This window comes from Citrobacter sp. CK188, from assembly GCF_030333525.1.
Taxonomy (GTDB): domain Bacteria; phylum Pseudomonadota; class Gammaproteobacteria; order Enterobacterales; family Enterobacteriaceae; genus Citrobacter_B; species Citrobacter_B koseri.
In genome coordinates this window covers 101,001-123,212 of record NZ_JAOWFU010000012.1, presented here as the reverse complement: position 1 = coordinate 123,212, position 22,212 = coordinate 101,001, and the positions used below count along the sequence as shown (strand labels likewise).

The window sequence follows — 22,212 nt, the reverse complement described above, 5'->3', positions numbered from 1 at the left end:
GACGACCTTCGGGTTATGAGCCCGACGAGCTACCAGGCTGCTCCACCCCGCGTCCGTGGATGCGCACTATACTCTGCTAACATTTTCATGCAACCCTTTTTTCACCCGGATCACGAAATTGGGATGATTGTGTGCAAAAACAACGCGCTTTGGTACGTTTTTTGTGCGTAATTTGCGTCAGGGGAGCGCTTCGCATTTCATTAGGTTCGGGGGTTTGTTATCTTCATAGCGCAAGATTTACAGCTAAAAGACGAGAACTCATGAAAGGACGTTGGGCAAATTACCTTCTTATGGGGGCGGTGGTTGCAATGCTTGCCGCCTGTTCCTCTAAACCGACCGATCGCGGCCAGCAGTATAAAGACGGGAAGTTTACCCAGCCTTTCTCACTGGTGAACCAACCTGACGCCATTGGGGCGCCTATCAACGCAGGCGATTTCGCCGAGCAGGTCAACCAAATCCGCAGCGCGTCGCCGCGTCTGTATGGCAACCAGAGCAACGTCTATAACGCCGTGCAGGAGTGGTTACGTTCCGGTGGCGATACGCGAATGATGCGCCAGTTTGGTATTGATGCCTGGCAGATGGAAGGGGCGGATAACTACGGCAACGTCCAGTTCACCGGTTACTACACGCCGGTTATCCAGGCGCGCCATACCCGTCAGGGCGAGTTCCAGTACCCTATTTATCGCATGCCGCCAAAACGCGGCCGCTTACCGTCTCGTGCCGAGATCTATTCCGGCGCGCTGAGCGACAGCTACATTCTGGCGTACAGCAACTCGCTGATGGATAACTTCATCATGGACGTTCAGGGCAGCGGCTATATTGATTTTGGCGACGGCAGCCCGCTGAATTTCTTCAGCTATGCCGGGAAAAATGGCCATGCTTACCGCAGTATCGGCAAGGTGCTGATCGATCGCGGTGAAGTGAAGAAAGAAGATATGTCGATGCAGGCTATTCGCCACTGGGGAGAAACCCACAGTGAAGCGGAAGTGCGCGAGCTGCTGGAGCAAAACCCGTCATTCGTCTTCTTTAAGCCGCAATCTTTTGCCCCGGTGAAAGGCGCCAGCGCCGTGCCGCTTATCGGTCGTGCGTCTGTGGCTTCCGATCGCAGCATTATCCCGGCAGGAACAACCCTGCTGGCGGAAGTCCCGCTGCTGGATAACAACGGCAAGTTTAACGGCCAGTACGAATTGCGCCTGATGGTGGCGCTGGACGTGGGCGGCGCGATTAAAGGCCAGCACTTTGATATTTATCAGGGGATAGGCCCGGACGCCGGGCACCGCGCAGGCTGGTATAATCACTATGGGCGCGTCTGGGTGCTGAAAAACGCCCCGGGAACCGGTAACGTATTTAGCGGCTGATTGCCTGATGGCGGCTTCGCTGAAGATTTAAATCGTAGGCCTGATAAGCGTAGCGCCATCAAGCAAATCATGCCGGATGGCGTTGCAAGCGACGTATCCGGCCTACGATCTACGATCGTATTACCCCTTTTTAATTCTGAGGTCGTATGTCTGTTGTAATTAGTGATGCCTGGCGCCAGCGTTTTGGCGGCACCGCCCGTCTGTATGGTGAAAAAGCGTTGCTGCTGTTTGCCGGTGCGCATATTTGCGTAGTCGGGATCGGCGGCGTCGGCTCCTGGGCGGCAGAGGCGCTGGCGCGTACCGGCATTGGCGCGATCACGCTCATCGATATGGATGACGTATGCGTCACCAACACCAACCGGCAAATTCATGCACTGCGCGATAACGTCGGTCTGGCGAAAGCCGAGGTGATGGCCGAGCGTATTCGTCAGATCAACCCGGAGTGCCGGGTGACGGTGGTGGATGACTTTGTCACGCCGGATAACGTCGCGGAGTATATGAGCGCAGGGTTTTCGTATGTCATTGATGCCATCGACAGCGTGCGGCCAAAAGCCGCGCTGATTGCCTGGTGCCGCCGAAATAAGGTTCCGTTAGTCACCACCGGCGGGGCGGGTGGGCAGATAGACCCGACCCAGATTCAGGTAACGGATCTGGCGAAAACCATCCAGGACCCGCTGGCGGCGAAACTGCGCGAACGGCTGAAAAGCGACTTTGGCGTGGTGAAAAACAGCAAGGGCAAACTGGGCGTGGACTGCGTGTTCTCAACGGAAGCGCTGGTTTATCCGCAGGCTGATGGTTCCGTATGTGCGATGAAAGCGACGGCGGAAGGGCCGAAACGAATGGATTGCGCCTCTGGATTTGGCGCAGCCACGATGGTAACTGCGACCTTTGGCTTTGTTGCTGTGTCCCACGCGCTGAAGAAGATGATGGCGAAGGCGGCGCGTCAGGCTTGATTGTGTCGGATGGCGCTATGCTTATCCGACCTATGGTTCGTGCGGTGTTGTAGGCCGGATAAGACGCATCAGCGTCGTCATCCGGCTTGCTGGGCAGCCTCAATAATCGCGTTATTCAGCGCATGCAGCCCCTGGCTGCGCGATGCGCTAAGTTGTATTGTTAAGCCTAACTCATCAAACAACCCCAGCGGCGAGTGCGCCAGCAGTTCCGCCGGGGTCTTTCCCTCTACCGCCGTGAGTAAAACCGCCAGCAAACCGCGTACAATACGCCCTTCGCTGTCACCGAAAAAGTGCAGCGTTCCCTTCTCTGACAGGGTATGCCCCAGCCAGACGCGGTTCTCACATCCTGCGATCTCTTTTGCCTGCGTTTTTAGCTCATCCGGCAATGCCGGGAGTTGCTTACCCAACAGAATAAGCTGGCGATACTTGTCCTCCCACTGCGAGAGCGGGATAAAGAGAGCGCGTAACGTCTCTTCCGTTACGGTCGTGCCAAACGGGTGTCCGGCAAAAAGAGGGCTTGTCATTAATCCACCAGTATTTCCAGCGCGCGGTCAACGGCGCTGACCAACGCATCCACATCATGCTTTGTATTATACGGCGCAAAAGAGGCGCGCAGGGTGCCCGTTACGCCAAGCGCTGCCAGCAGAGGCTGCGCGCAGTGCTGCCCGGCGCGCAGGGCGATGCCGTATTCGGCCAGTAACGTCACCATATCGCTGTGATGAACGCCGGCAAAATCGAAGGCCAGCAGGCTGGAGTCCTGGCAACGGAAAGAACGGAAACCCGGGCGCTTCGCCAGCGCGTCTTCCGCCAGCGTCGCCAGACCGCGACTCCAGCTTTCGGCCTGCGCCATATCCACTTCCGCCAGCCACTCCAGCGCGGCGCTAAGGCCAATAACTCCAGCCACGTTTGGCGTGCCGGCTTCCAGACGCCAGGGAACGGCCTGGGTTGTGAATCCTTCAAAATTGACTTCAGCGATCATCTTGCCGCCGCCGAGCCACGGGGACATCTCTTCCAGTAAGGCCGGTTTGCCGTACAGCGCGCCGATGCCCGTCGGGCCGTACAGCTTGTGGGCGGAGAAGGCATAAAAATCAATATCTAACTGCTGTACATCGGCGGGGAAATGCACCGCGCCTTGCGCGCCGTCAACCATCACCACCATCCCTGCCGCGTGCGCCAGCGTGATAGCGCGCGCCAGGTCCGGGCAGCCGCCCGTGACGTTCGACATCTGTCCCAGCGCCAGAATCCGGCTGCGTGGCGTGATGAGTTCAGGCAGACGCTCCACGTCGGGGAGGAAAAGGGCATTCAGGGGCAGTTTGACGATTTTTGCGCCCGTCTGCTGAGCGACCATCAGCCAGGGAACGAGATTCGCGTGATGCTCCGCTTCACTGACGATTATCTCATCGCCGGGTTGCAGGCGCGGGCGGGCATAGCATTGCGCCACCATATTGATGGCTTCCGTGGTGCCGCGTGTCCAGACAATCGATGCATCATCAGGCGCGTTCAGCCACTGCGCCACTTTGCCGCGCGCCGCTTCATAGCGCGCGGTTAGCCGCTGTGCCTCGGCGAACTGGCTGCGATGGACGTTTCCGGCGCTCAGGCTGTAGAACTGATGCGTGGCGTTGATCACGGCCTGAGGCTTAAGCGCCGTCGCGGCGCTGTCGAGATAAACGCCCGCATCGGTAAGGGCAGGAAATTGCGCGCGAAACTGCGCAGGATTGAAAGCGTTCATGGTATTCCTCAATTCAGTATACCGATCGTGGCGCAAAAAGGGCTGTGATACAAGGTTTGTCCTAACCATCGGAATTGTCTGGTTATCCTGGTGAAGTCAGGGAAGCAGGTTATGCTAAATAGTGTTAGGCGAATGTTTTTGCCTGTTACGGAACCCGTTTTATTTAGCATAAACAGCTTTAAGGAGAAGAAGATGAAAATGAAAAAGACTGCCGCAATGATCTCTGCATGTATGCTGACTTTTGCCCTGAGCGCCTGTTCCGGTCCGAATTATGTGATGCACACAAATGATGGCCGTACTATCGTGTCAGACGGTAAGCCAAAAACCGATGATGAAACCGGCATGATTTCTTATAAAGACGCTAACGGCAACAAACAGCAGATCAATCGTACTGACGTTAAAGAGATGGTCGAACTGGATCAGTAACCGGTCGGTCATGGACAAAAAAAAGCACCGCAATTGGCGGTGCTACATTAATCACTATGGACAGACAGGGTAAATGTACAGGAAGTGAAAAAGGGTAGCTTCGCTACCATGGTCTGAATCGCAGACCAATTGCAAACACAACAACACAACATCACAACCGTAAGCCAAAAGCCCATCAGAACACGCATTCCGATAAAACTTTTCGTTCCGGCTCAGGAAGTGTCGCCACTATAGGTATTTGCTGGTAGAACCTCAACGGACAAATTATAATGGCTCAGATTAAAAAAACTAATAGGTTACACAAGGTTACCTAATTGTTAAATTTATTTAACATCAAAGTCTAAAAGCCATGTCAAAACGATTACCACCCTTAAATGCATTACGTGTTTTTGATGCCGCAGCGCGGCATTTAAGCTTCACTCGCGCAGCAGAAGAGCTTTTTGTGACACAGGCCGCAGTAAGTCACCAAATCAAGTCACTTGAGGATTTTTTGGGGCTAAAACTGTTCCGTCGTCGCAATCGTTCGCTTTTGCTCACGGAAGAGGGGCAGAGCTATTTCCTCGACATCAAAGAGATTTTTTCGCAATTAACCGAAGCGACGCGTAAACTTCAGGCGCGGAGTGCAAAAGGCGCGCTTACGGTCAGTTTATTGCCCAGTTTTGCGATCCAGTGGCTGGTTCCTCGACTCTCAAGCTTTAACTCAACTTATCCGGGAATCGATGTCAGAATTCAGGCCGTGGACCGTCAGGAAGATAAGCTGGCTGATGATGTCGACGTCGCTATTTTTTATGGGCGTGGCAACTGGCCGGGCTTGCGCGTCGAAAAATTGTACGCAGAATATTTACTGCCGGTGTGTTCACCGTTATTACTGACGGGCGATAAGCCGTTAAAGACGCCGGAAGATCTGGCAAAACATACATTACTGCATGATGCTTCGCGAAGAGACTGGCAGACCTATACGCGTCAGTTGGGGCTGAATCATATTAATGTGCAGCAGGGACCTATTTTCAGCCATAGCGCAATGGTGCTACAGGCTGCCATCCACGGACAGGGGGTTGCGCTGGCGAACAACGTCATGGCGCAATCAGAAATTGAAGCCGGGCGTCTTGTCTGTCCCTTTAACGACGTTCTGGTCAGTAAAAATGCTTTTTATCTGGTTTGTCATGACAGTCAGGCAGAACTGGGTAAAATAGCCGCCTTTCGTCAGTGGATTCTGACCAAAGCGGCCGCTGAACAAGAAAAATTCCGCTTTCGTTACGAACAATAATTTATTTAGGGTACTACCATGACCAGCCGTTTTATGCTGATTTTTGCCGCGATAAGCGGCTTTATCTATGTTGCTCTGGGTGCCTTTGGGGCGCATGTCCTGAGCAAAACTCTTGGTGTGGTTGAAATGGGCTGGGTCCAGACCGGCCTGCAATATCAGGCGTTTCATACGCTGGCCATTTTTGGCCTGGCGGTTGCGATGCAGCGACGCATTAGCATCTGGTTTTACTGGAGCAGCGTTTTTCTGGCGTTAGGTACGGTGCTGTTTAGCGGCAGCCTGTATTGCCTGGCGCTGTCTCATTTACGCCTGTGGGCGTTTGTTACTCCTGTCGGCGGCGTGAGTTTCCTGGCAGGCTGGGTGCTGATGTTAATTGGCGCCATCCGTTTGAAACGTAAGGGCGTTGGTCATGAATAAGGTTGTATTGTTGTGTCGCCCTGGTTTTGAAAAGGAGTGCGCTGCCGAAATGACGGATAAGGCGGCGCGTCGGGAAATCTTTGGCTTCGCTCGTGTTAAAGACAATGCCGGATACGTCGTCTTTGAGTGCTATCAGCCGGACGATGCTGAAAAAATAGTAAAAGAGTTGCCTTTTTCCTCGCTCATTTTTGCGCGTCAAATGTTCGTCGTCGGCGAGCTGCTGCGCGACCTGCCGCCGGACGATCGCATTACGCCGATTGTCGGGATGCTACAGGGCGTTGTGGAAAAAGGCGGCGAGCTGCGTGTTGAAGTCGCAGACACCAATGAAAGCAAAGAGTTGATGAAGTTTTGCCGTAAATTTACGGTGCCGCTGCGGGCCGCGCTGCGCGACGCGGGGATTCTGACAAACTATGAAACGCCAAAGCGTCCGGTGGTGCATGTTTTCTTCATCGCGCCGGGCTGCTGTTATACCGGGTATTCGTATCCTGACAACAACTCGCCGTTCTATATGGGGATTCCGCGGCTGAAATTCCCGGCCGATGCGCCAAGCCGTTCGACGCTGAAGCTGGAAGAAGCGCTGCATGTTTTTATTCCGGCCGATGAGTGGGATGAACGTCTGGCGAACGGGATGTATGCCGTGGATTTAGGCGCCTGCCCTGGCGGTTGGACCTACCAGTTAGTGAAGCGCAACATGTGGGTTTACTCTGTCGATAACGGCCCAATGGCGCAGAGCCTGATGGATACCGGGCAGGTGACCTGGCTGCGCGAAGATGGATTCAGATACCGTCCGAATCGCAATAACATCTCGTGGATGGTGTGCGATATGGTGGAAAAGCCTGCTAAAGTTGCCGCGCTGATGGCGCAGTGGTTAGTAAACGGCTGGTGTCGCGAGACGATCTTCAATCTCAAGCTGCCGATGAAAAAACGCTATGAAGAGGTGTCGCAGAACCTGGCATACATTCAGGCGCAGCTTGATGAACACGGCATTAACGCGCAAATTCAGGCGCGACAGCTGTATCACGATCGTGAAGAAGTGACCGTGCATGTCCGTCGGCTGTGGGCCGCCGTGGGCGGGCGTCGCGACGAGCGGTAATACGATGGATTGCCGGATAGCGGCGTAAATGCCTTATCCGGCCTGCGCCGGGTATTTGTTGGCCTGATAAGCGGCAAGGCTATCAGGCATGAATTACCCCCTGGCGCTCATCGGAAATGATGTGCGTCACATCATCCAGATGCCCGATGCAGGCCTCTCCCGAGCGGTTGAGCTTACTCTTGTCGATCAACAATAAAGACTGCGATGCGCGCTTAAGCAGCGTGGATTTGAAATCCGCGTTGATCGTATTTGAGTCCCAGAGCGCGCCGCCGCGGTCGATCCCCTCGCAGGAAAAAATAAACAGGTCAATGTCGAGCGGCTTAAGCTGAGAGATAAGCGACGGATTGACGTAGCAGCCATATTTACGCTCAAGCTGGCCGCCGGAACTGATGAGCTGAATATGCTCGCGTTTGCCCAGTTCCTGGCAAATCGGGTGACTGTTGGTAAAGACGTGAATATCAATGTCCGGCAACTGGCGGGCCAGATACCAGCAGGTTGAGCTGGCGTCCAGAGCGATCACCATGCCCGGTTCTATCCATGCCAGCGCTTCCCTGGCGATATCCGCCTTATGCGCATAGTGGCTTTTCAGCCGGATGTGGAACGGGTCGCCGCTGTCCTGGTTTTCCCGGTGAATATACTTGGCGCGCCCGTGATTGCGCAGCACTTTTCCCTGCGCCTGTAGCTCGCTGAGATCGCGGCGAATGGTCTCTTTGCTGACGTTAAGCTGTACCGACAGCGCCTCGGTGGTCAGACTTTTATGGTTGATCAGCAGGTCTACTATCGCTTGTTGGCGTGCCGCTTTCATCTTTTCTCACCCCATCATTCGATGAACGCCCGCATCATGCGGGCGCACCGGCAAGAGATTACGGCGTTACCCCTTTTTTTAAAAGAATATTCCCGTACTTCGCGCACTCTCCTGTGATAACGATCGCAAAGGCTTTTTGCGCCCGCTCATAAAACGCATAGCGGTCGATGCGGACAATCTCCGGGCACGGCGTCTGCAATGAGAGCGCATCGCGATAACGCGCTTCAACCGCCGGGTCGAGCGAATCGCCCTCTACGGCGGCCATCATCACCAGCGGCGGCGCGTAGCTGTCCAGTTCAAACAACGGGATAATCGCCCGGAGCAGATCGCTGACTTTCAGACCATCTGCGCGAATAACCTGCGGTCCCATGCTGTGCGCGGGAAAGTGGGCATCGGAAAAAATAATCTCATCCCCGTGCCCCATTTCAGCCAGCACTTTCAGTAACTCAGGGGATATCAATGGCGAAATAGTTTTTAGCATCTCACACTCCCTCAATAAATTCGGGTTCAGTTTGCGGCCAGAAATAGCGGTACTGATAGCGCACCTGGGCTCGGGCCTGTTCCGGGCTGGCAAATTCGCCTACGCCATACCAGCCGAACATGGCGGCCCCGGCGACGGTGGTTTCCGCGTCATCCAGCACCTTAATCGGTATATCAAGCAGATTGGCTTTGATTTGATTCCACAGCGCGTTGCGGCTTCCGCCGCCAACCAGCAGAAGCTCAGTTGCCTGGAAGTGACCAATCTTTTCCAGCGTTTGCAGATTACGTTGCAGTTGCGCCGTGAGCCCTTCCAGCGCGGCGCGGTAAAAATGACCACGCGTTGTGTTCAGCGTCACCCCCTGCCAGCCCGCGTTTTGACAGGTGAGGAGATCGCACTGCATCTTCACGCCTTCAGCACCCGGCGGAATGGCGTGCGCCTCGTCAATCAGCGTCTGCCACGGCGTTTCTGGCGTCCAGAGCAGTTTGCGCACCCATTCGAGCACGCCGGAAGCCAGCCACTGCATGCCTGGGTTATAAAGTCCGGCCTGGCTGTCCAGTTCACAGGTGGAACCGGCGTAATGGCTGAGCAGCGGCGTGTTCACCTGCGCGCTGCGTACCATCAGGATTTCCCACGTACCGGACGAGAGTACCGGTTCATCCTGTTCTGCGCCGGCGCCAAAGAGGGCAAACTGCGTGTCATGCCCGGCGGAGATCACCGGAATACCCGCCTCAAGCCCAAGCAGGTTTGCGGCGTCGTTTTGCAGCGTGCCAATCCGTTCGCCCGCTTCAACTAACCGTGGAAACAGACGGCGGGGTAAACCCGTGGCCTGTAAAATCTCCGGGCTGAAATCCCGCTGGTGGATATCCAGCATCTGGCTGGTGCCCGCCATGGTGATATCCGTGGTGAATTCACCGGTTAAACGGTGGTTGATCAGCGATGAAATAAATAGCCAGGCGTGCGCCTGTTCGAGCAACTGCGGGTGGTTCTCTTTCAGCCACACCAGTTTATACAGCGTATTAAAGGCGAATGCGCCGACGCCGGAGATCGCCTGCAACTGCTGCGGCGGCATAAAGCGGCCGATGTTTTCCATGACGGCAAGGGTGCGAGGGCATTTCCAGCTGATGACCGGATAGCGTAACTGACCCTGTTCATCAACCAGCGCGCCGTCTACGCCGAACGTCGTGACGGTGATGCCGCGAACCCGGCAGGCCGCCAGTTCCGTCTTCAGTTGCTGACAGCAGTCCGCGAAGCGTTGCAGAATGGCCGCCAGCGACCACTGATGCCAGGCGCTATTTTCCGTGGCGATGTCGCTGGCATTCGCTGTTGATGCGCGGGCGACAATGTTTCCCTGACGGTCAACGGCCATTGCCCGTACGTTGGTGGCGCCGCAGTCGAGAACCAGAATGACGTCTTGTTTCATAGTAGCTCCGAAACGTTGCCGGATGGCGCTTCGCTGATCCGGCCTACAAAATGCGAAATTGTAGGCCCGGTAAGCTTACGCCACCGGGCAAAGAAGTGACGCATTAACGTTTGTACAGCGGCCCGTAGTTCTGGCAGGCGCGATAATCCTGGCCTTCAATATCCATACCGTGCGCAGCCCAGGCGGAAGGACGGTAGATTTTCGCATCGTCCACGTTGTGCATGCAGACCGGAATACGCAGCATGGCGGCGAGCGTGATGAAGTCAGCGCCGACGTGGCCGATGGTCAGTACGCCGTGGTTAGCGCCCCAGTTCGCCATCACCGAGTAAACGTCGGTGAACGGGCCTTTACCGGTAAGACGCGGCGCAAACCAGGTGGTCGGCCAGGTCGAGTTGGTGCGGGCGTCGAGCTGATCGTGCATCTCCTTCGGCAGTTCCACGCTCCAGCCTTCAGCGATTTGCAGTACCGGCCCCAGACCCTTGATGATGTTCACGCGGGTCATGGTGAACGGCACGCCGCCTTCGGTCAGGAAGCGAGAGGAGTAGCCGCCGCCACGGAAGTATTCGTGGATCGCCGGGCACCATTCGGTGGCGGCCAGGCAGGCGTCCGCTTCCTGTTGGCTGATTTCCCAGTGCGGCTTCATGGTCGGTTTGCCTTCGCTATCGCGCTGTTTGCAGGAGCCGTCCAGCGCCGCAGAGCCGGAGTTGATCAGGTGAATGATGCCGTGCTCCGCAAGGCCGGTGAGCGGCTGGCCTGTGACGCGCTCTACCGCTTCCGGCGACCAGTAGGTTCGCACGTCGGCAAAGACCTGCGCGGTTCCGGTGAGTTGGTGGCCCAGCAGCATCGCTACGCCGTTGAGGCTGTCGTTTTCGGTAGCGACGACAAACGGTTCGCGCACGCCGTTCCAGTCAAAGGAGCTGTTCAGCAGCGCTTCGGCGGTGTCGCCGTTCGGGTATTGATCGGTCCAGTGGCGCTGGCCCTGGAAGCCTGCCGCAATGGCGTTATATCCCAGCGACTCTTCGACCAGCCCTTTTTCCGCTAGCTTGTTGTTGCCCTGCATCATGTCGCGAATGCACATCGCCATCAGCAGGCTCTCTTTCAGCACCGCGCGGCTTTGTTCTTCATTACGTTTGTACTGCTGCGCGTTCTGATCCTCGCCATAGCGGAAGTTTTTATCCGCCCACGCCAGCGCCATCTCCAGCTCGGCTTCGTCATAGATTTTCTGGTCGATGCGACGGCGCAGCTCGGTCATGTCCACCGCCTGCACTTTCATCCCCAGCCAGGACTCAAAGAAGTTGTGATCGACGATGGAACCGGCAATCCCCATTGAGACGCCGCCCACAGAGAGGTAGCTTCTGCCTTTCATGCTGGCGACCGCCAGACCCGCGCGCGCAAAGCGCAGCAGTTTTTCTTCAACGTCGGCAGGGATCGAGGTGTCGTCGGCATCCTGTACGTCATGACCATAAATAGAGAATGCCGGAATGCCTTTCTGGCTGTGCGCGGCCAACGCGGCGGCCAGATAAACGGCGCCGGGACGTTCCGTACCGTTGAAGCCCCAGATGGCTTTCGGGCGCATTGGGTCCATATCGATGGTTTCGCTGCCGTAGCACCAGCACGGCGTCACGGTAATGGTTACGCCAACATTCTGGCTGCTGAATTTCTCCTCACAGGCGGCGGATTCCGCCATTCCGGCAATGCAGGTATCCGCAATCACGCACTCAATCTGCGCGCCGCAGGCATGGCGGAGTTTTTCGGTGATAAGCGCAGCGGTGGCTTTCGCCATATTCATGGTCTGTTCTTCCAGCGACTCGCGTACCCCCATGCGACGTCCATCAATAACCGGGCGAATGCCAATTTTCGGTAAGCTGATTTTTTTCATTACAGGTTCCTCACGTTATTCGGAAAAATGTTCAGTTAGTTGCCGCTTGTGAACGGAAACGGGCAAAGATGAAGATGACGGCAAAGCAGAGCGCCGGGACCAGCTCAGCCGTTGGGATGTTGCCCGCCGCATCGCTGACAAAACCCATGACCGGCGTGACGATGCCGCCGCCAATGATGGTCATGACGATGAACGACGAGCCGTATTTGGTGTCCTGTCCCAGATTTTTAATACCCAGCGAGAAGATAGTGGGGTACTGAATCGACATAAATGCGCTGCACAGCGTCAGGGCCAACAGACCGATATGGCCGCCGCTAAAGGCTGAAACCAGACACAGGATCATGGAGAGCAGGGCATAGGCCGCCAGCACTTTATGCGGCGCAAAGCGGCTGATAAGCCAGGTGCCGGAGAAGCGGCCGATAAAGAAGCACACCATCGTGCCGGTCAGGTAGTTGGCGGCAAAGCCAGGCGTCATGCCGGGGATCTCTTCGATAGCGTAACGGATCAGGTAGCTCCAGCAGGCGGTTTGCGCGCCGACGTAGCAGAACTGCGCCAGCACCGCCCAGCGCCAGTGGCGAATACGCACCAGGCGGGCAAGCGAAGCGGTGAATGAACTTTGTTGGGCGTCACTGTGATCGTCGCTCTGTAGCGCCGGGAATTTGGTCAGCATGATCAGCAGGGCAACCAGTAAAACGATAGCCACGATGATCATATAAGGCGTCTGTACCGACAAAACCAGGCTGTGTTTATACGTACTCAATTGCTCAGGCGTCATTTTATCGAGCACGTCCTGAGATTGATGTGGGACGTTAGACAAAATAAGACTTTGCCCGAACACCACGGCGATAATAGCGCCGAAAGAGTTAAATGTTTGCGCCAGATTGAGACGGAAATGGCCACCGCTTTCTGGCCCTAATACCGTAACAAAAGGGTTCGCGGCGGTTTCAAGACAACCAAGTCCTGCGGCAATAATAAAAAGACCAATCAAAAACAAGGTGTAATTCATCACTTCAGCAGCTGGCCAGAATAATGCTGCGCCAAAAGCATATAAGAATAGTCCGGTAATTATCCCCGCTTTATAACTCAGCTTTTTCATCAAAATACCCGCGGGGATGGGAATAACAAAATAGCCGAAATAAAAAGCAGACTGAATCAAACCTGCCTGAAAATTAGTTAACGTAAAGGCTTGCTGAAATTGTGGTAATAAAATGTCATTCAGGTTATTGGCAACCGCCCAAAGGAAAAACAGTGAGCAGAGTAAAGCGAACGGAATGATATAGCGTTTGCTTTGCCCTGTATCCACCGCACGAAAACTCTGCGTCTGTATTGTTGTGTTTCCCATAGCATCCTCATTGGCTCAGAAGCGTGTTCAACATTTTAGAAGTACGACCGGTGTTTCTCACCAGATCGACAAACCAGGCGAGTTCCTGTTATCTGCCAGAGAAAATTGGCTGTTGATGGTGAACTCATGAATTCATTTTCAAATAAAAAACGCTGTTTAATATGATGGTGGTCACATTTAGCACCTGGAGGGTGGCTTTATGTGATTATCATCACTTTAATTTCTGAAAAATGATGCCCGTTTGAGTAAATAAAATTAAAAACCCACAGCGTTGATGACCGATTTAATTTATTACTGCGAAAACGGGCATTTGTTACAAATATTATGAAAATGCCCGTTTGGATAAATAATATTAAGAGCGGTCATTTTGGCGAGAGTGAATCCGGCGAAAACGGTATTTAACTGACGTGATTAATTGATGCGTATCACAAAATAAAGTCATGTAAATTTCTTTATCGCTATTCAATATGATGATGGTTACCAAATGTTCAATTAATTCAGCAGAGCAACGTGCTGTTCTGTTGTCGCGTTTTGAATGACTGAGAGAGGTAACTAATGGAACGAAACACACTGGCCCGCCAGATTATCGACACCTGCCTGGAGATGACCCGGCTGGGGCTGAACCAGGGGACCGCAGGCAATGTGAGCGTGCGTTATCAGGGCGGGATGCTGATCACGCCAACGGGCATTCCGTATGACAAACTCACCGAATCACATATCGTCTTTATTGATGCAGAGGGTCAGCATGAGCAGGGAAAATTGCCTTCCAGCGAGTGGCGTTTCCATATGGCGGCCTACCAGACGCGCCCGGATGCTAACGCTGTCGTCCATAACCATGCCGTTCACTGCACGGCGGTGTCGATCCTCAATCGTCCTATTCCAGCCATTCATTACATGATTGCGGCGGCGGGGGGGAACTCCATTCCGTGTGCGCCTTACGCCACGTTCGGCACGCGTGAACTTTCTGAATACGTTGCCGTTGCGCTCAAAAATCGCAAAGCGACCCTGCTACAGCATCATGGGTTGATCGCCTGCGAAGAGAACCTGGAAAAAGCGCTGTGGCTGGCGCATGAAGTGGAAGTACTGGCGCAGCTGTACCTCAGTACGCTGGCGATTACCGATCCGGTGCCTGTACTGGATGATGAGGCTATCGCCATTGTGCTGGAAAAATTCAAAACCTACGGATTACGTATCGAAGAGTAATTTCGCACAGCGAAGGAGACGGGCTATGGCGAACAGAATGATCCTGAACGAAACGGCATGGTTTGGCCGGGGGGCGGTGGCGGCGTTAACCGATGAGGTTCAACGCCGGGGCTATCGCAAGGCGCTAATTGTCAGTGACAAAACGCTGGTGCAGTGCGGTGTGGTCAGAAATGTCACGGAGAAGATGGATGCCGCAGGGCTGGCATGGGCAATCTACGATGGCGTGATCCCAAATCCAACCATCGGCGTGGTGAAAGAGGGGCTGAACGTATTTCAACAAAGCGGGGCAGACTACCTGATTGCCATCGGCGGCGGCTCCCCGCAGGATACCTGTAAGGCGATCGGTATTATCAGCAATAACCCTGAGTTTGCTGACGTGCGCAGTCTGGAAGGTCTGTCGCCGACCCGTTATCCGAGCGTGCCGGTGATGGCGATCCCGACCACTGCGGGAACCGCAGCGGAAGTGACCATTAACTATGTGATCACCGATGAAGAAAAGCGGCGTAAATTTGTTTGTGTCGATCCGCATGATATCCCACAGGTCGCGTTTATTGATGCCGACATGATGGACGGCATGCCGCCCGCGCTGAAGGCGGCAACCGGGGTGGATGCGTTAACCCACGCGATCGAAGGATACATCACCCGTGCCGCGTGGGCGTTGACGGATGCGCTGCATATTAAGGCCATTGAGATTATCTCCGGGGCATTGCGTGGTTCGGTTGCGGGCGAGCGTGAAGCGGGCGAAGCGATGGCGCTGGGGCAGTACGTTGCCGGGATGGGCTTTTCCAATGTGGGGCTTGGGCTGGTGCACGGGATGGCGCATCCGCTGGGCGCGTTTTATAACACTCCGCACGGCGTTGCTAATGCGATTCTTCTGCCGCATATCATGCGCTACAACGCGGAATATACCGGTGAGAAGTTCCGTGATATCGCGCGTGCGATGGGCGAGAAGGTCGAAGGGATAAGTTTGAGCGAGGCGCGTAATGCCGCCGTGGAAGCGGTATTTACCCTCAACCGGGACGTCGGTATTCCGTTGCATTTACGCGATGTCGGCGTGCGTAAAGAGGATGTTCCGGCGCTGGCGCAGGCGGCATTTGACGATGTTTGCACCGGTGGTAATCCGCGTGAAGCGAGTATTGCCGATATCGTCGAGTTGTATCATACCGCCTGGTAATTTTGCCGGATGGCTTTATCCGGCCTACAGGATTGCACGAAATGTAGGCCGGATAAGCGTAGCGCCACCCGGCAACACAGCTACCGCGTCAGCCGTAGCTGCTGCAAGTTTCCGTCGATATGGAGATCCGTTTGCAGGCGCGCGATATCGCGGCACAAAAATGCCATCTCTTTATGCGCTTCAAGCTTCTTGCGCCACTTTTCCGCCACCTCGTCGAGGTGCGCATAAATCCCTTCCAGAGTCTGAAACTGAACCAACAATTGAGTCGCGCTTTTGGGGCCGATACCCGCCACGCCGGGGACTTTTGAACTGCTGATCCCCGCCAGTCCCCAGTAGTCCGGCAACTGTTGGGGAAGGACGCCGAACTCTTTCTCAATGAATGGCGCATCCAGCCAGCGTTTCTGGAAATAATCGCGGATACGCAGTGTCGGGGAGAGCAACTGACAGTAGCCTTTGTCGGTAGAAACGATAGTGGCCTGATGTCCGGCCTGTGTGACCTTGACCGCCAGCGTAGCGGCTAAATCATCCGCCTCATTGCCGCTGGAAACCCAGCATTGCACGCCGCGCTGTTCGAAGGCGGCGCGTATTGCGGGCATTTCATTGTGCAACTCGTCAGGCATGGGAGGACGACCGGCTTTGTAGTCCGGGAGACGCTGATGACGCCAGCCGCTGTTGCGCGCTTCATCGTCAAATACGGCGACGGCGTGCGTCGGCTGACTGTGTACAACCAACTGCTCAAGCGCATGCAGGCAGGTCTCCGCGCAGGGCGAGCCTTGAACCGCATGAATACGGCGAATTAAATTCAGTGCATCGACGATAAGCAGATGGACGGCCACGGTGTTCTCCCTGACAAATTTGGGGGACAGGGTAACATCCAGGGCGACAGGAGGCGAGTGTTGCGAAATAGCGCGATCCGTAGGCCTGATAAGCGAAGCGCCATCAGGCAATAAATGCCGGATGGCGGCGAGCGCCTTATCCGGCCTACAGATCCTGAAACGTGGTAGGACTTAATCGCAGGCGACAATCTTCATCGCCAGGCCGCCGCGAGAGGTTTCACGGTACTTGGCGTTCATGTCTTTACCGGTTTCGTACATGGTCTCAATAACTTTATCGAGGCACACGCGCGGCTCGCTGGTACGACGCAGCGCCATACGCGCGGCGTTGACCGCTTTCACGGAGGCAATCGCGTTACGCTCAATGCACGGCACCTGTACCTGACCCGCAACCGGATCGCAGGTCAGACCCAGGTTGTGTTCCATGCCAATTTCCGCAGCGATGCACACTTGCGTCGGACTGCCGCCCAGCAGCTCTGCCAGACCCGCCGCCGCCATAGAGCAGGCCACGCCGACCTCACCCTGACAGCCCACTTCCGCACCGGAAATGGAGGCGTTCATCTTGTACAGAGAGCCGATCGCGCTGGCCACCAGCATGTAGCGAGCCAGTGAGTTGGCGTTAACTTCGCGGATAAACTTGTCGTAGTACGCCAGTACCGCCGGAACGATGCCGCATGCGCCGTTGGTTGGCGCAGTCACGACACGCCCGCCCGCCGCGTTCTCTTCGTTGACCGCCAGCGCGAACATGTTGATCCAGTCGACAACCGCCATCGGATCGGTCGTGGTTTTATCCTGGCTGACCAGCATACGACGCAGCGCTGCGGCACGACGTGGAACGCGCAGTTTCCCCGGCAGTACGCCTTCCGTCGTGATGCCGCGCTCAATACCGCCGCGCATCACTTCCCAGACGTTGGCAAAGTGCTGTTCCAGCTCTTCTTTGCTGTGCAGCGCCAGCTCGTTTTGCATCATCAGGCCGGAAAGCGACAGACCGGTTTCCTGGCAGTGTTTTTGCAGATCGGCTGCGGATTTGTACGGATACGGCACGTTGACCGGCGCACTGTTCGACAAACCGAAATGTTCTTCATCAACGATGAAACCACCGCCAATGGAGTAGTAAGTTTGGCTGTAGAGGACCTTATCGCCCGCCAGCGCGCTAATACGCATCCCGTTCTCATGCAGAGACAGGTTGTTGGCATGGAAATTCATGCACTTATCGACCGGAAACTCCACTTCATGTTGACCATTCGCCAGCAGTAAACGTCCGTGGGTATTCACGTCCTGAATAAAGAACGGAATGGCGTCGATGTCGACGGTATCCGGCAGATTTCCCGCCAGACCCATAATAATGGCAATGTCAGTGTGGTGACCCTTACCGGTCAGCGACAGTGAACCATAGACATCCACCACGACGCGGGTGACATCGGTCAGGATATTGCGGGCAATCAGATCATCCGTGAATTGTTTGCCTGCTTTCATTGGCCCGACGGTGTGAGAGCTGGAAGGGCCAATGCCGATTTTGAAAATATCGAATACGCTAATCATAGGGCATCCATTGCTTAAATCTCAGGGAGGAAGCGCCGCCCGAAAGCGGCGCTACAAAACTTAGCTGAACAGGGAGTAGAAAATAGCGGAGATAGCGATCAGACCCATAACAACAACGAATACGTTGCTGATGTGGCCGCTGTACTTACGCATTGCCGGGACTTTCTGGATGGCATACATCGGCATCAGGAACAGAATCATCGCGATGATTGGGCCGCCCAGGGTTTCAATCATTCCCAGGATGCTTGGGTTCAGCGTGGCGACAATCCAGGTCGTAACCAGCATGAACAGCGCAGTGATTTTGTTCAGCTTGTTGATTTCGATGGATTTGCCTTTGCCGCGCAGAGACTTGATAACCATTCCGTTGAAACCTTCACGAGCGCCCAGGTAGTGGCCGAGGAAGGATTTCGTGATGGCGATAATCGCGATGATCGGCGCCATCCAGGCGATAACTGGCGCGTTAAAGTGGTTCGCCAGGTAAGACAGAATAGAGATGTTCTGCTCTTTCGCTGCCGCCAGGTCTGCTGGCGTCAGGCTCAGTACGCAACTGAAGACGAAGAACATAACGGTCAGCACCATCATGATGTGAGCGAATGCCAGGATCTTAGAGCATTTCTTCTCAGCCGCATCGCCGTACTCTTCACGCTTCGCGACCGCGAAGGAGGAGATGATCGGAGAGTGGTTGAAAGAGAACACCATTACCGGAATTGCCAGCCACAGCGTCATCCACAGACCATTGCCGGTAGAGGCAGCGGAATCAAAGGAGAGCGTTTCCAGCGCTGCGCCGCTCCACTGAGGGATCAGGTACAGGGCCAGCAGCATCAGGGCCGCAACAAACGGGAATACCAGAATACTCATCGCTTTAACGATCATCTGCTCACCGAAGCGCACGATGGTCATCATGCCGACAATCAGGATCAGAGACAGAATCGCGCGCGGCGGCGGGGTGATGGCCAACTGGTGGGTCATGAAGCTTTCCACGGTGTTGGTAATCGCCACACTGTAAACCAGCAGAATCGGGTAAATCGCGAAGAAGTAGAGCAGGGTGATCAGTTTACCCGCGCCAATACCGAAGTGCTCTTCAACCACTTCAGTGATGTCTTCGCCAGGGTTTTTACCGGACAGCACGAAGCGAGTCAGGCCACGGTGTGCGAAGAAGGTCATCGGGAAAGCGATAATCGCCATGATGATCAGCGGGATCATACCGCCGACGCCTGCGTTAATTGGCAGGAACAGTACGCCCGCGCCGATTGCCGTGCCGTAAAGGCCCAGCATCCACATGGTGTCCGTCTTGCGCCATCCGCTTCGAGAATCAATCGAAGCAATAGTGCTGGTTTGAGTGGTTTCCATCTGTTTCTCCTGGAGGAAGCTAAAAGTCAGGTTTGTGGTCTAATCCAATGAAAAAAGACCTGACCGTAAAATGAAATTCGTTTAATGACGATTTTTATATAATTTTTCGCCGTAATAATTTGCGGGCGGAAAGATACATTTAACTTATGAATGTATCAGTGATCGCGATCCCAAATGCAATAATCCACCTGTTATGTGGATAAATTTGGACCATTAATCTGTTAAAAAAACGTCAAAGCGAATTTACGGGCGCGAAGGCTACCATTAACGACATATGCCCTAAAAGATCGGGGCGCAATATACGGAGGTTTGGCTATAAAAAACAATGTTTTTGGAGGATTGTCGCGACTAATAAGAATTACGGCTGATAAATTACTATTGGTATTGTAAGGTAAACGTTTGCGCATTAATGCTTTTATTTTGAAATATAAGCGGCATTTATAAACTTAGCTTCACTATGTGACTGGTATCAATGAAAAAACCGGGCGGTGAAAACACCAGACCCGGTCTGAGAAAGCGGACGATCGTCTGACCCGGCGGATGTGCTCCACCGGGCGCTGCGCGTTATGCGCAGATTTCGTAGCAGGGAATGTAAGCCGAGCCGGGCAGTTTCATACGATGCTGCGCGACAAAGCCCTGGAGCAGGTCGTCCATGCGACGCATCATCTCGCGGTCGCCGTGGATTTTATAAGGCCCGAACTCCTCAATCGCACGGATGCCAACCTCCTTGACGTTACCCGCAACGATGCCGGAGAAGGCGCGCCGCAGATCCGCCGCCAGAATTTCAACCGGTTGATCGGGGTAAAGTTGCAGATTCGCCATATTCTCATGCGATGGTTCGAACGGAATTTGCAGGTCCGGCGCGATGCGAATCGACCAGTTGAAGCTGTAAGCGTCGCCAGTGTCGCGGCGATTCTCTTTCACCAGCGGCATCGCTTTTTTCATCAGCCGCGCCACTTCCGTGGCGTCATCAATGATGACGCGGTAGTAACGGCGGGCGTCTTCTCCCAGCGTATGCACGATAAATTCGTCCAGCACGCGGAAGTAATCCGCACTCTCTTTCGGCCCGGTGAGGATCAGCGGCAGCACCTGATCTTTATTCGCCGGGTTCATCAGAATCCCCAGCAGATAGAGAAGTTCTTCCGACGTACCGACGCCGCCTGGGAAGATGATAATGCCGTGGGCGATACGCACGAAGGCTTCGAGGCGTTTTTCGATATCCGGCATGATGATCAATTCATTGACCAGCGGGTTAGGCGGTTCTGCCGCGATGATGGAAGGTTCCGTCATACCGATAAAGCGGCTGTCTTTGTAACGCTGCTGCGCGTGGCCTACTGCCGCGCCTTTCATTGGCGCTTCCATTGCGCCTGGCCCGCAGCCGGTGCAAATGTTCAGCTCACGCAGACCCAGCTGGGTGCCGACGCGGCGGGCATAGAGATATTCGTTTTCGTTAATGGAGTGACCGCCCCAGCAGACAACCATGTTTGGCGCTTCGCCGACGTGCAGCGCCCGGGCGTTGCGCAGGATCGAGAACACCAGGTTGGTAATATGCACCGAGCTTTCGAGATCCAGATGCTGGAAGCGGCCTGCATTGTGAATCTGACCGTTGACGAACAGGATGTCGCGCAACACGGCGAACAGGTTAGCCTGCAAGGCGCGGATGATGCGTCCGTCCACAAAGGCGTCTTCAGGCGGGTTAATCAGTTCGAGCTTCACGCCGCGTTCACGACGCAGCACGTTGATGTCGAAACTTTCAAAACGAGACAGCAATTCTTTGCTGTTATCAGTCAGACTGCCGGAGTTCAGTACGGCAAGCGAACAGTTACGAAACAGTTGATACAAGTCGCTGCTGGCCGTGCGTTTAAGCATATCGACTTCCAGCTGCGACAACATGTCCATTGAGCCAAGCGGGCTAATATGTGTAATCAAGTAAACTCCTTATGGGACGCAAGACGTCATTCCCTGTTGATTACAATAGCGCTGGCTTATGACCTTTCACAACCTTGCGCGCGGAATCCGGCGCGCAAAATTGAGAAAAAAAGATTACTGACGCACCAGTCTGCCCGTCGCAGGCACAAAATCGGTGTTGCTGCGCCACGGGTTGATATCCAGACCGCCACGACGCGTATAGCGTGCGTACACGCTCAGTTTTTCCGGCTGGCAGAAACGCAGAAGGTCGTTAAAAATGCGCTCTACGCACTGCTCGTGGAACTCGTTGTGATGACGGAACGAGACCAGATAACGCAGCAGCTTATCGCGGTCGATTTTGCGCCCGCGATAACGAATTTGTATGGAGCCCCAGTCTGGCTGGTGGGTGATCAGGCAGTTTGACTTCAGCAGATGGCTGACCAGCGTCTCTTCCACGACTTTTTCGCCGCTGGCGGCATTCTCCAGGTAGTCGGTGCTGAACTGATAGTTATCGATGGTGATATCCTGGTCATCAATGCAGGTGCCGTGAAAATGGGCGACAGGTTGCCCTTCCAGCTCATCAAGACGGTACAGCGCGACGCTGACTTCGCCTTGCGCACAGACGCGCAGGTCGTTTTCCAGCGTCTGGCGCACGGCGTCCCAGGAGTCAAAACGGGTCTGGTTAAAGCTGTTCAGGTACAGCTTAAAACTTTTCGACTCAATCAAATTGACGCTGGTGTAGTCCAGTTCCACATGACCAACGGCGACCTGCGGCACGCCTTTCGCGTTCAGCCATGACAGTTCATACAGCGTCCAGATATCGGCGCCGTGAAAAGGCAGGTTGTCCGCTTTTAAATCCAGCGGATCGCGATTCAGGCTGCGCGGAACGCCCTGTAACAGGCTGGCGTCATAATTATCCCGGTAATCCGTTGATTTTCCGAGAGTCAGGCCATCAAGCGCCTGATGGTTTTCATAAGAAGACATGTTTCACCGTCATAAACCAGATACACTATGCGTCAAGTGTATCCTGGCTTT

20 protein-coding genes are annotated in these 22,212 nt (G+C 54.7%); 8 read left to right on the top strand and 12 right to left on the bottom strand.

The features are described from left to right. The first annotated feature begins 260 nt into the window (after positions 1–260). Together mltA and tcdA are read left to right on the top strand one after the other, a co-directional pair. The gene (gene mltA / locus OGV67_RS02490) at positions 261–1,358 is read left to right on the top strand and encodes a murein transglycosylase A (protein WP_012134931.1); all 1,098 of its coding nucleotides are present in this window, start codon (positions 261–263) and stop codon (positions 1,356–1,358) included. 146 nt (positions 1,359–1,504) lie between these two features. Next, positions 1,505–2,311 carry a tRNA cyclic N6-threonylcarbamoyladenosine(37) synthase TcdA gene (gene tcdA / locus OGV67_RS02485; protein ID WP_115614459.1) on the top strand — a complete coding sequence of 269 codons (807 nt, stop codon included), beginning with the start codon at positions 1,505–1,507 and terminating at the stop codon, positions 2,309–2,311. A 77-nt stretch (positions 2,312–2,388) separates the two neighbouring features. Here the strand turns inward: tcdA and csdE are convergent, their stop codons facing one another. Then, positions 2,389–2,835: a cysteine desulfurase sulfur acceptor subunit CsdE gene (gene csdE / locus OGV67_RS02480; protein WP_115614460.1), complete on the bottom strand. Its 447-nt coding sequence runs from the start codon at positions 2,833–2,835 to the stop codon at positions 2,389–2,391. Then, positions 2,835–4,040 (bottom strand): cysteine desulfurase CsdA, encoded by a 1,206-nt coding sequence (csdA, locus tag OGV67_RS02475; RefSeq protein ID WP_115614461.1) that lies wholly within the window; start codon positions 4,038–4,040, stop codon positions 2,835–2,837. Before csdA ends, csdE begins: the two co-directional genes overlap by 1 nt. Positions 4,041–4,238: 198 nt before the next feature. Between csdA and OGV67_RS02470 the strand changes: the two genes are divergently transcribed. From OGV67_RS02470 to rlmM, 4 genes are all read left to right on the top strand, one after another. Further along, positions 4,239–4,466, top strand: a complete 228-nt coding sequence (locus OGV67_RS02470) for a YgdI/YgdR family lipoprotein (protein WP_024130904.1) — start codon at positions 4,239–4,241, stop codon at positions 4,464–4,466. Positions 4,467–4,815: 349 nt separating this feature from the next. Continuing rightward, positions 4,816–5,733, top strand: coding sequence for a glycine cleavage system transcriptional regulator GcvA (gcvA, locus tag OGV67_RS02465; RefSeq protein ID WP_012134925.1), 918 nt, complete (start codon positions 4,816–4,818; stop codon positions 5,731–5,733). Between the two features lie 18 nt (positions 5,734–5,751). Further along, the gene (locus OGV67_RS02460; protein ID WP_012134924.1) at positions 5,752–6,147 is read left to right on the top strand and encodes a DUF423 domain-containing protein; all 396 of its coding nucleotides are present in this window, start codon (positions 5,752–5,754) and stop codon (positions 6,145–6,147) included. Continuing rightward, complete coding sequence (gene rlmM, locus OGV67_RS02455) at positions 6,140–7,240, top strand: 23S rRNA (cytidine(2498)-2'-O)-methyltransferase RlmM (protein WP_104868247.1); 1,101 nt, start codon at positions 6,140–6,142, stop codon at positions 7,238–7,240. The genes OGV67_RS02460 and rlmM overlap by 8 nt, the downstream gene beginning before the upstream one ends. Positions 7,241–7,322: 82 nt before the next feature. On the opposite strand, the gene fucR is transcribed toward rlmM, so the two are convergent. The 5 genes from fucR to fucP all read right to left on the bottom strand — a co-directional run bounded on the left by fucR (position 7,323) and on the right by fucP (position 13,167). Further along, complete coding sequence (fucR, locus tag OGV67_RS02450) at positions 7,323–8,045, bottom strand: L-fucose operon activator (protein ID WP_012134922.1); 723 nt, start codon at positions 8,043–8,045, stop codon at positions 7,323–7,325. A gap of 58 nt (positions 8,046–8,103) precedes the next feature. Continuing rightward, positions 8,104–8,526 (bottom strand): L-fucose mutarotase, encoded by a 423-nt coding sequence (gene fucU / locus OGV67_RS02445; RefSeq protein ID WP_115614462.1) that lies wholly within the window; start codon positions 8,524–8,526, stop codon positions 8,104–8,106. 1 nt (position 8,527) lies between these two features. Next, on the bottom strand, positions 8,528–9,946 hold the full coding sequence (gene fucK / locus OGV67_RS02440) for an L-fuculokinase (RefSeq protein ID WP_047461559.1): 1,419 nt from the start codon (positions 9,944–9,946) through the stop codon (positions 8,528–8,530). Positions 9,947–10,049: 103 nt separating this feature from the next. Beyond that, the gene (gene fucI / locus OGV67_RS02435; RefSeq protein ID WP_112001597.1) at positions 10,050–11,825 is read right to left on the bottom strand and encodes an L-fucose isomerase; all 1,776 of its coding nucleotides are present in this window, start codon (positions 11,823–11,825) and stop codon (positions 10,050–10,052) included. 31 nt (positions 11,826–11,856) lie between these two features. Then, on the bottom strand, positions 11,857–13,167 hold the full coding sequence (gene fucP, locus OGV67_RS02430; RefSeq protein WP_012134914.1) for an L-fucose:H+ symporter permease: 1,311 nt from the start codon (positions 13,165–13,167) through the stop codon (positions 11,857–11,859). Between the two features lie 555 nt (positions 13,168–13,722). On the opposite strand from fucP, the gene fucA reads away from it, so the two are divergent. Beyond that, entirely contained in the window at positions 13,723–14,370 is a 648-nt protein-coding gene (fucA, locus tag OGV67_RS02425) for an L-fuculose-phosphate aldolase (RefSeq protein ID WP_012134912.1), read from the top strand. Positions 14,371–14,395: 25 nt separating this feature from the next. Beyond that, positions 14,396–15,544 (top strand): lactaldehyde reductase, encoded by a 1,149-nt coding sequence (gene fucO / locus OGV67_RS02420; protein ID WP_115614464.1) that lies wholly within the window; start codon positions 14,396–14,398, stop codon positions 15,542–15,544. A gap of 80 nt (positions 15,545–15,624) precedes the next feature. Here the strand turns inward: fucO and xni are convergent, their stop codons facing one another. The 5 genes from xni to queF form a co-directional block, all read right to left on the bottom strand. Next, positions 15,625–16,380 carry a flap endonuclease Xni gene (xni, locus tag OGV67_RS02415; RefSeq protein WP_115614465.1) on the bottom strand — a complete coding sequence of 252 codons (756 nt, stop codon included), beginning with the start codon at positions 16,378–16,380 and terminating at the stop codon, positions 15,625–15,627. A 171-nt stretch (positions 16,381–16,551) separates the two neighbouring features. Beyond that, positions 16,552–17,919: an L-serine ammonia-lyase II gene (gene sdaB, locus OGV67_RS02410; RefSeq protein ID WP_115614466.1), complete on the bottom strand. Its 1,368-nt coding sequence runs from the start codon at positions 17,917–17,919 to the stop codon at positions 16,552–16,554. A 60-nt stretch (positions 17,920–17,979) separates the two neighbouring features. Further along, a complete protein-coding gene (sdaC, locus tag OGV67_RS02405; protein ID WP_049009488.1) occupies positions 17,980–19,269 on the bottom strand; it encodes an HAAAP family serine/threonine permease SdaC in 1,290 nt (429 codons plus the stop codon). Positions 19,270–19,833: 564 nt separating this feature from the next. After that, complete coding sequence (ppnN, locus tag OGV67_RS02400) at positions 19,834–21,198, bottom strand: nucleotide 5'-monophosphate nucleosidase PpnN (protein WP_115614467.1); 1,365 nt, start codon at positions 21,196–21,198, stop codon at positions 19,834–19,836. Positions 21,199–21,312: 114 nt separating this feature from the next. Next, the gene (gene queF / locus OGV67_RS02395; RefSeq protein WP_286464864.1) at positions 21,313–22,161 is read right to left on the bottom strand and encodes an NADPH-dependent 7-cyano-7-deazaguanine reductase QueF; all 849 of its coding nucleotides are present in this window, start codon (positions 22,159–22,161) and stop codon (positions 21,313–21,315) included. Positions 22,162–22,212: the final 51 nt, after the last annotated feature.

What these genes read in the sequence shown, in the direction of transcription:
- fucO (WP_115614464.1), top strand. Translation starts at nt 14,396, where the DNA reads ATGGCGAACAGAATGATCCTGAACGAAACGGCATGGTTTGGCCGGGGG.
- fucR (WP_012134922.1), bottom strand. Translation starts at nt 8,045, where the DNA reads ATGAAAGCGGCACGCCAACAAGCGATAGTAGACCTGCTGATCAACCAT.
- csdE (WP_115614460.1), bottom strand. Translation starts at nt 2,835, where the DNA reads ATGACAAGCCCTCTTTTTGCCGGACACCCGTTTGGCACGACCGTAACG.
- fucA (WP_012134912.1), top strand. Translation starts at nt 13,723, where the DNA reads ATGGAACGAAACACACTGGCCCGCCAGATTATCGACACCTGCCTGGAG.
- fucI (WP_112001597.1), bottom strand. Translation starts at nt 11,825, where the DNA reads ATGAAAAAAATCAGCTTACCGAAAATTGGCATTCGCCCGGTTATTGAT.
- sdaC (WP_049009488.1), bottom strand. Translation starts at nt 19,269, where the DNA reads ATGGAAACCACTCAAACCAGCACTATTGCTTCGATTGATTCTCGAAGC.
- fucP (WP_012134914.1), bottom strand. Translation starts at nt 13,167, where the DNA reads ATGGGAAACACAACAATACAGACGCAGAGTTTTCGTGCGGTGGATACA.
- queF (WP_286464864.1), bottom strand. Translation starts at nt 22,161, where the DNA reads ATGTCTTCTTATGAAAACCATCAGGCGCTTGATGGCCTGACTCTCGGA.
- tcdA (WP_115614459.1), top strand. Translation starts at nt 1,505, where the DNA reads ATGTCTGTTGTAATTAGTGATGCCTGGCGCCAGCGTTTTGGCGGCACC.
- fucK (WP_047461559.1), bottom strand. Translation starts at nt 9,946, where the DNA reads ATGAAACAAGACGTCATTCTGGTTCTCGACTGCGGCGCCACCAACGTA.
- OGV67_RS02470 (WP_024130904.1), top strand. Translation starts at nt 4,239, where the DNA reads ATGAAAAAGACTGCCGCAATGATCTCTGCATGTATGCTGACTTTTGCC.
- rlmM (WP_104868247.1), top strand. Translation starts at nt 6,140, where the DNA reads ATGAATAAGGTTGTATTGTTGTGTCGCCCTGGTTTTGAAAAGGAGTGC.
- mltA (WP_012134931.1), top strand. Translation starts at nt 261, where the DNA reads ATGAAAGGACGTTGGGCAAATTACCTTCTTATGGGGGCGGTGGTTGCA.
- sdaB (WP_115614466.1), bottom strand. Translation starts at nt 17,919, where the DNA reads ATGATTAGCGTATTCGATATTTTCAAAATCGGCATTGGCCCTTCCAGC.
- gcvA (WP_012134925.1), top strand. Translation starts at nt 4,816, where the DNA reads ATGTCAAAACGATTACCACCCTTAAATGCATTACGTGTTTTTGATGCC.
- fucU (WP_115614462.1), bottom strand. Translation starts at nt 8,526, where the DNA reads ATGCTAAAAACTATTTCGCCATTGATATCCCCTGAGTTACTGAAAGTG.
- csdA (WP_115614461.1), bottom strand. Translation starts at nt 4,040, where the DNA reads ATGAACGCTTTCAATCCTGCGCAGTTTCGCGCGCAATTTCCTGCCCTT.
- OGV67_RS02460 (WP_012134924.1), top strand. Translation starts at nt 5,752, where the DNA reads ATGACCAGCCGTTTTATGCTGATTTTTGCCGCGATAAGCGGCTTTATC.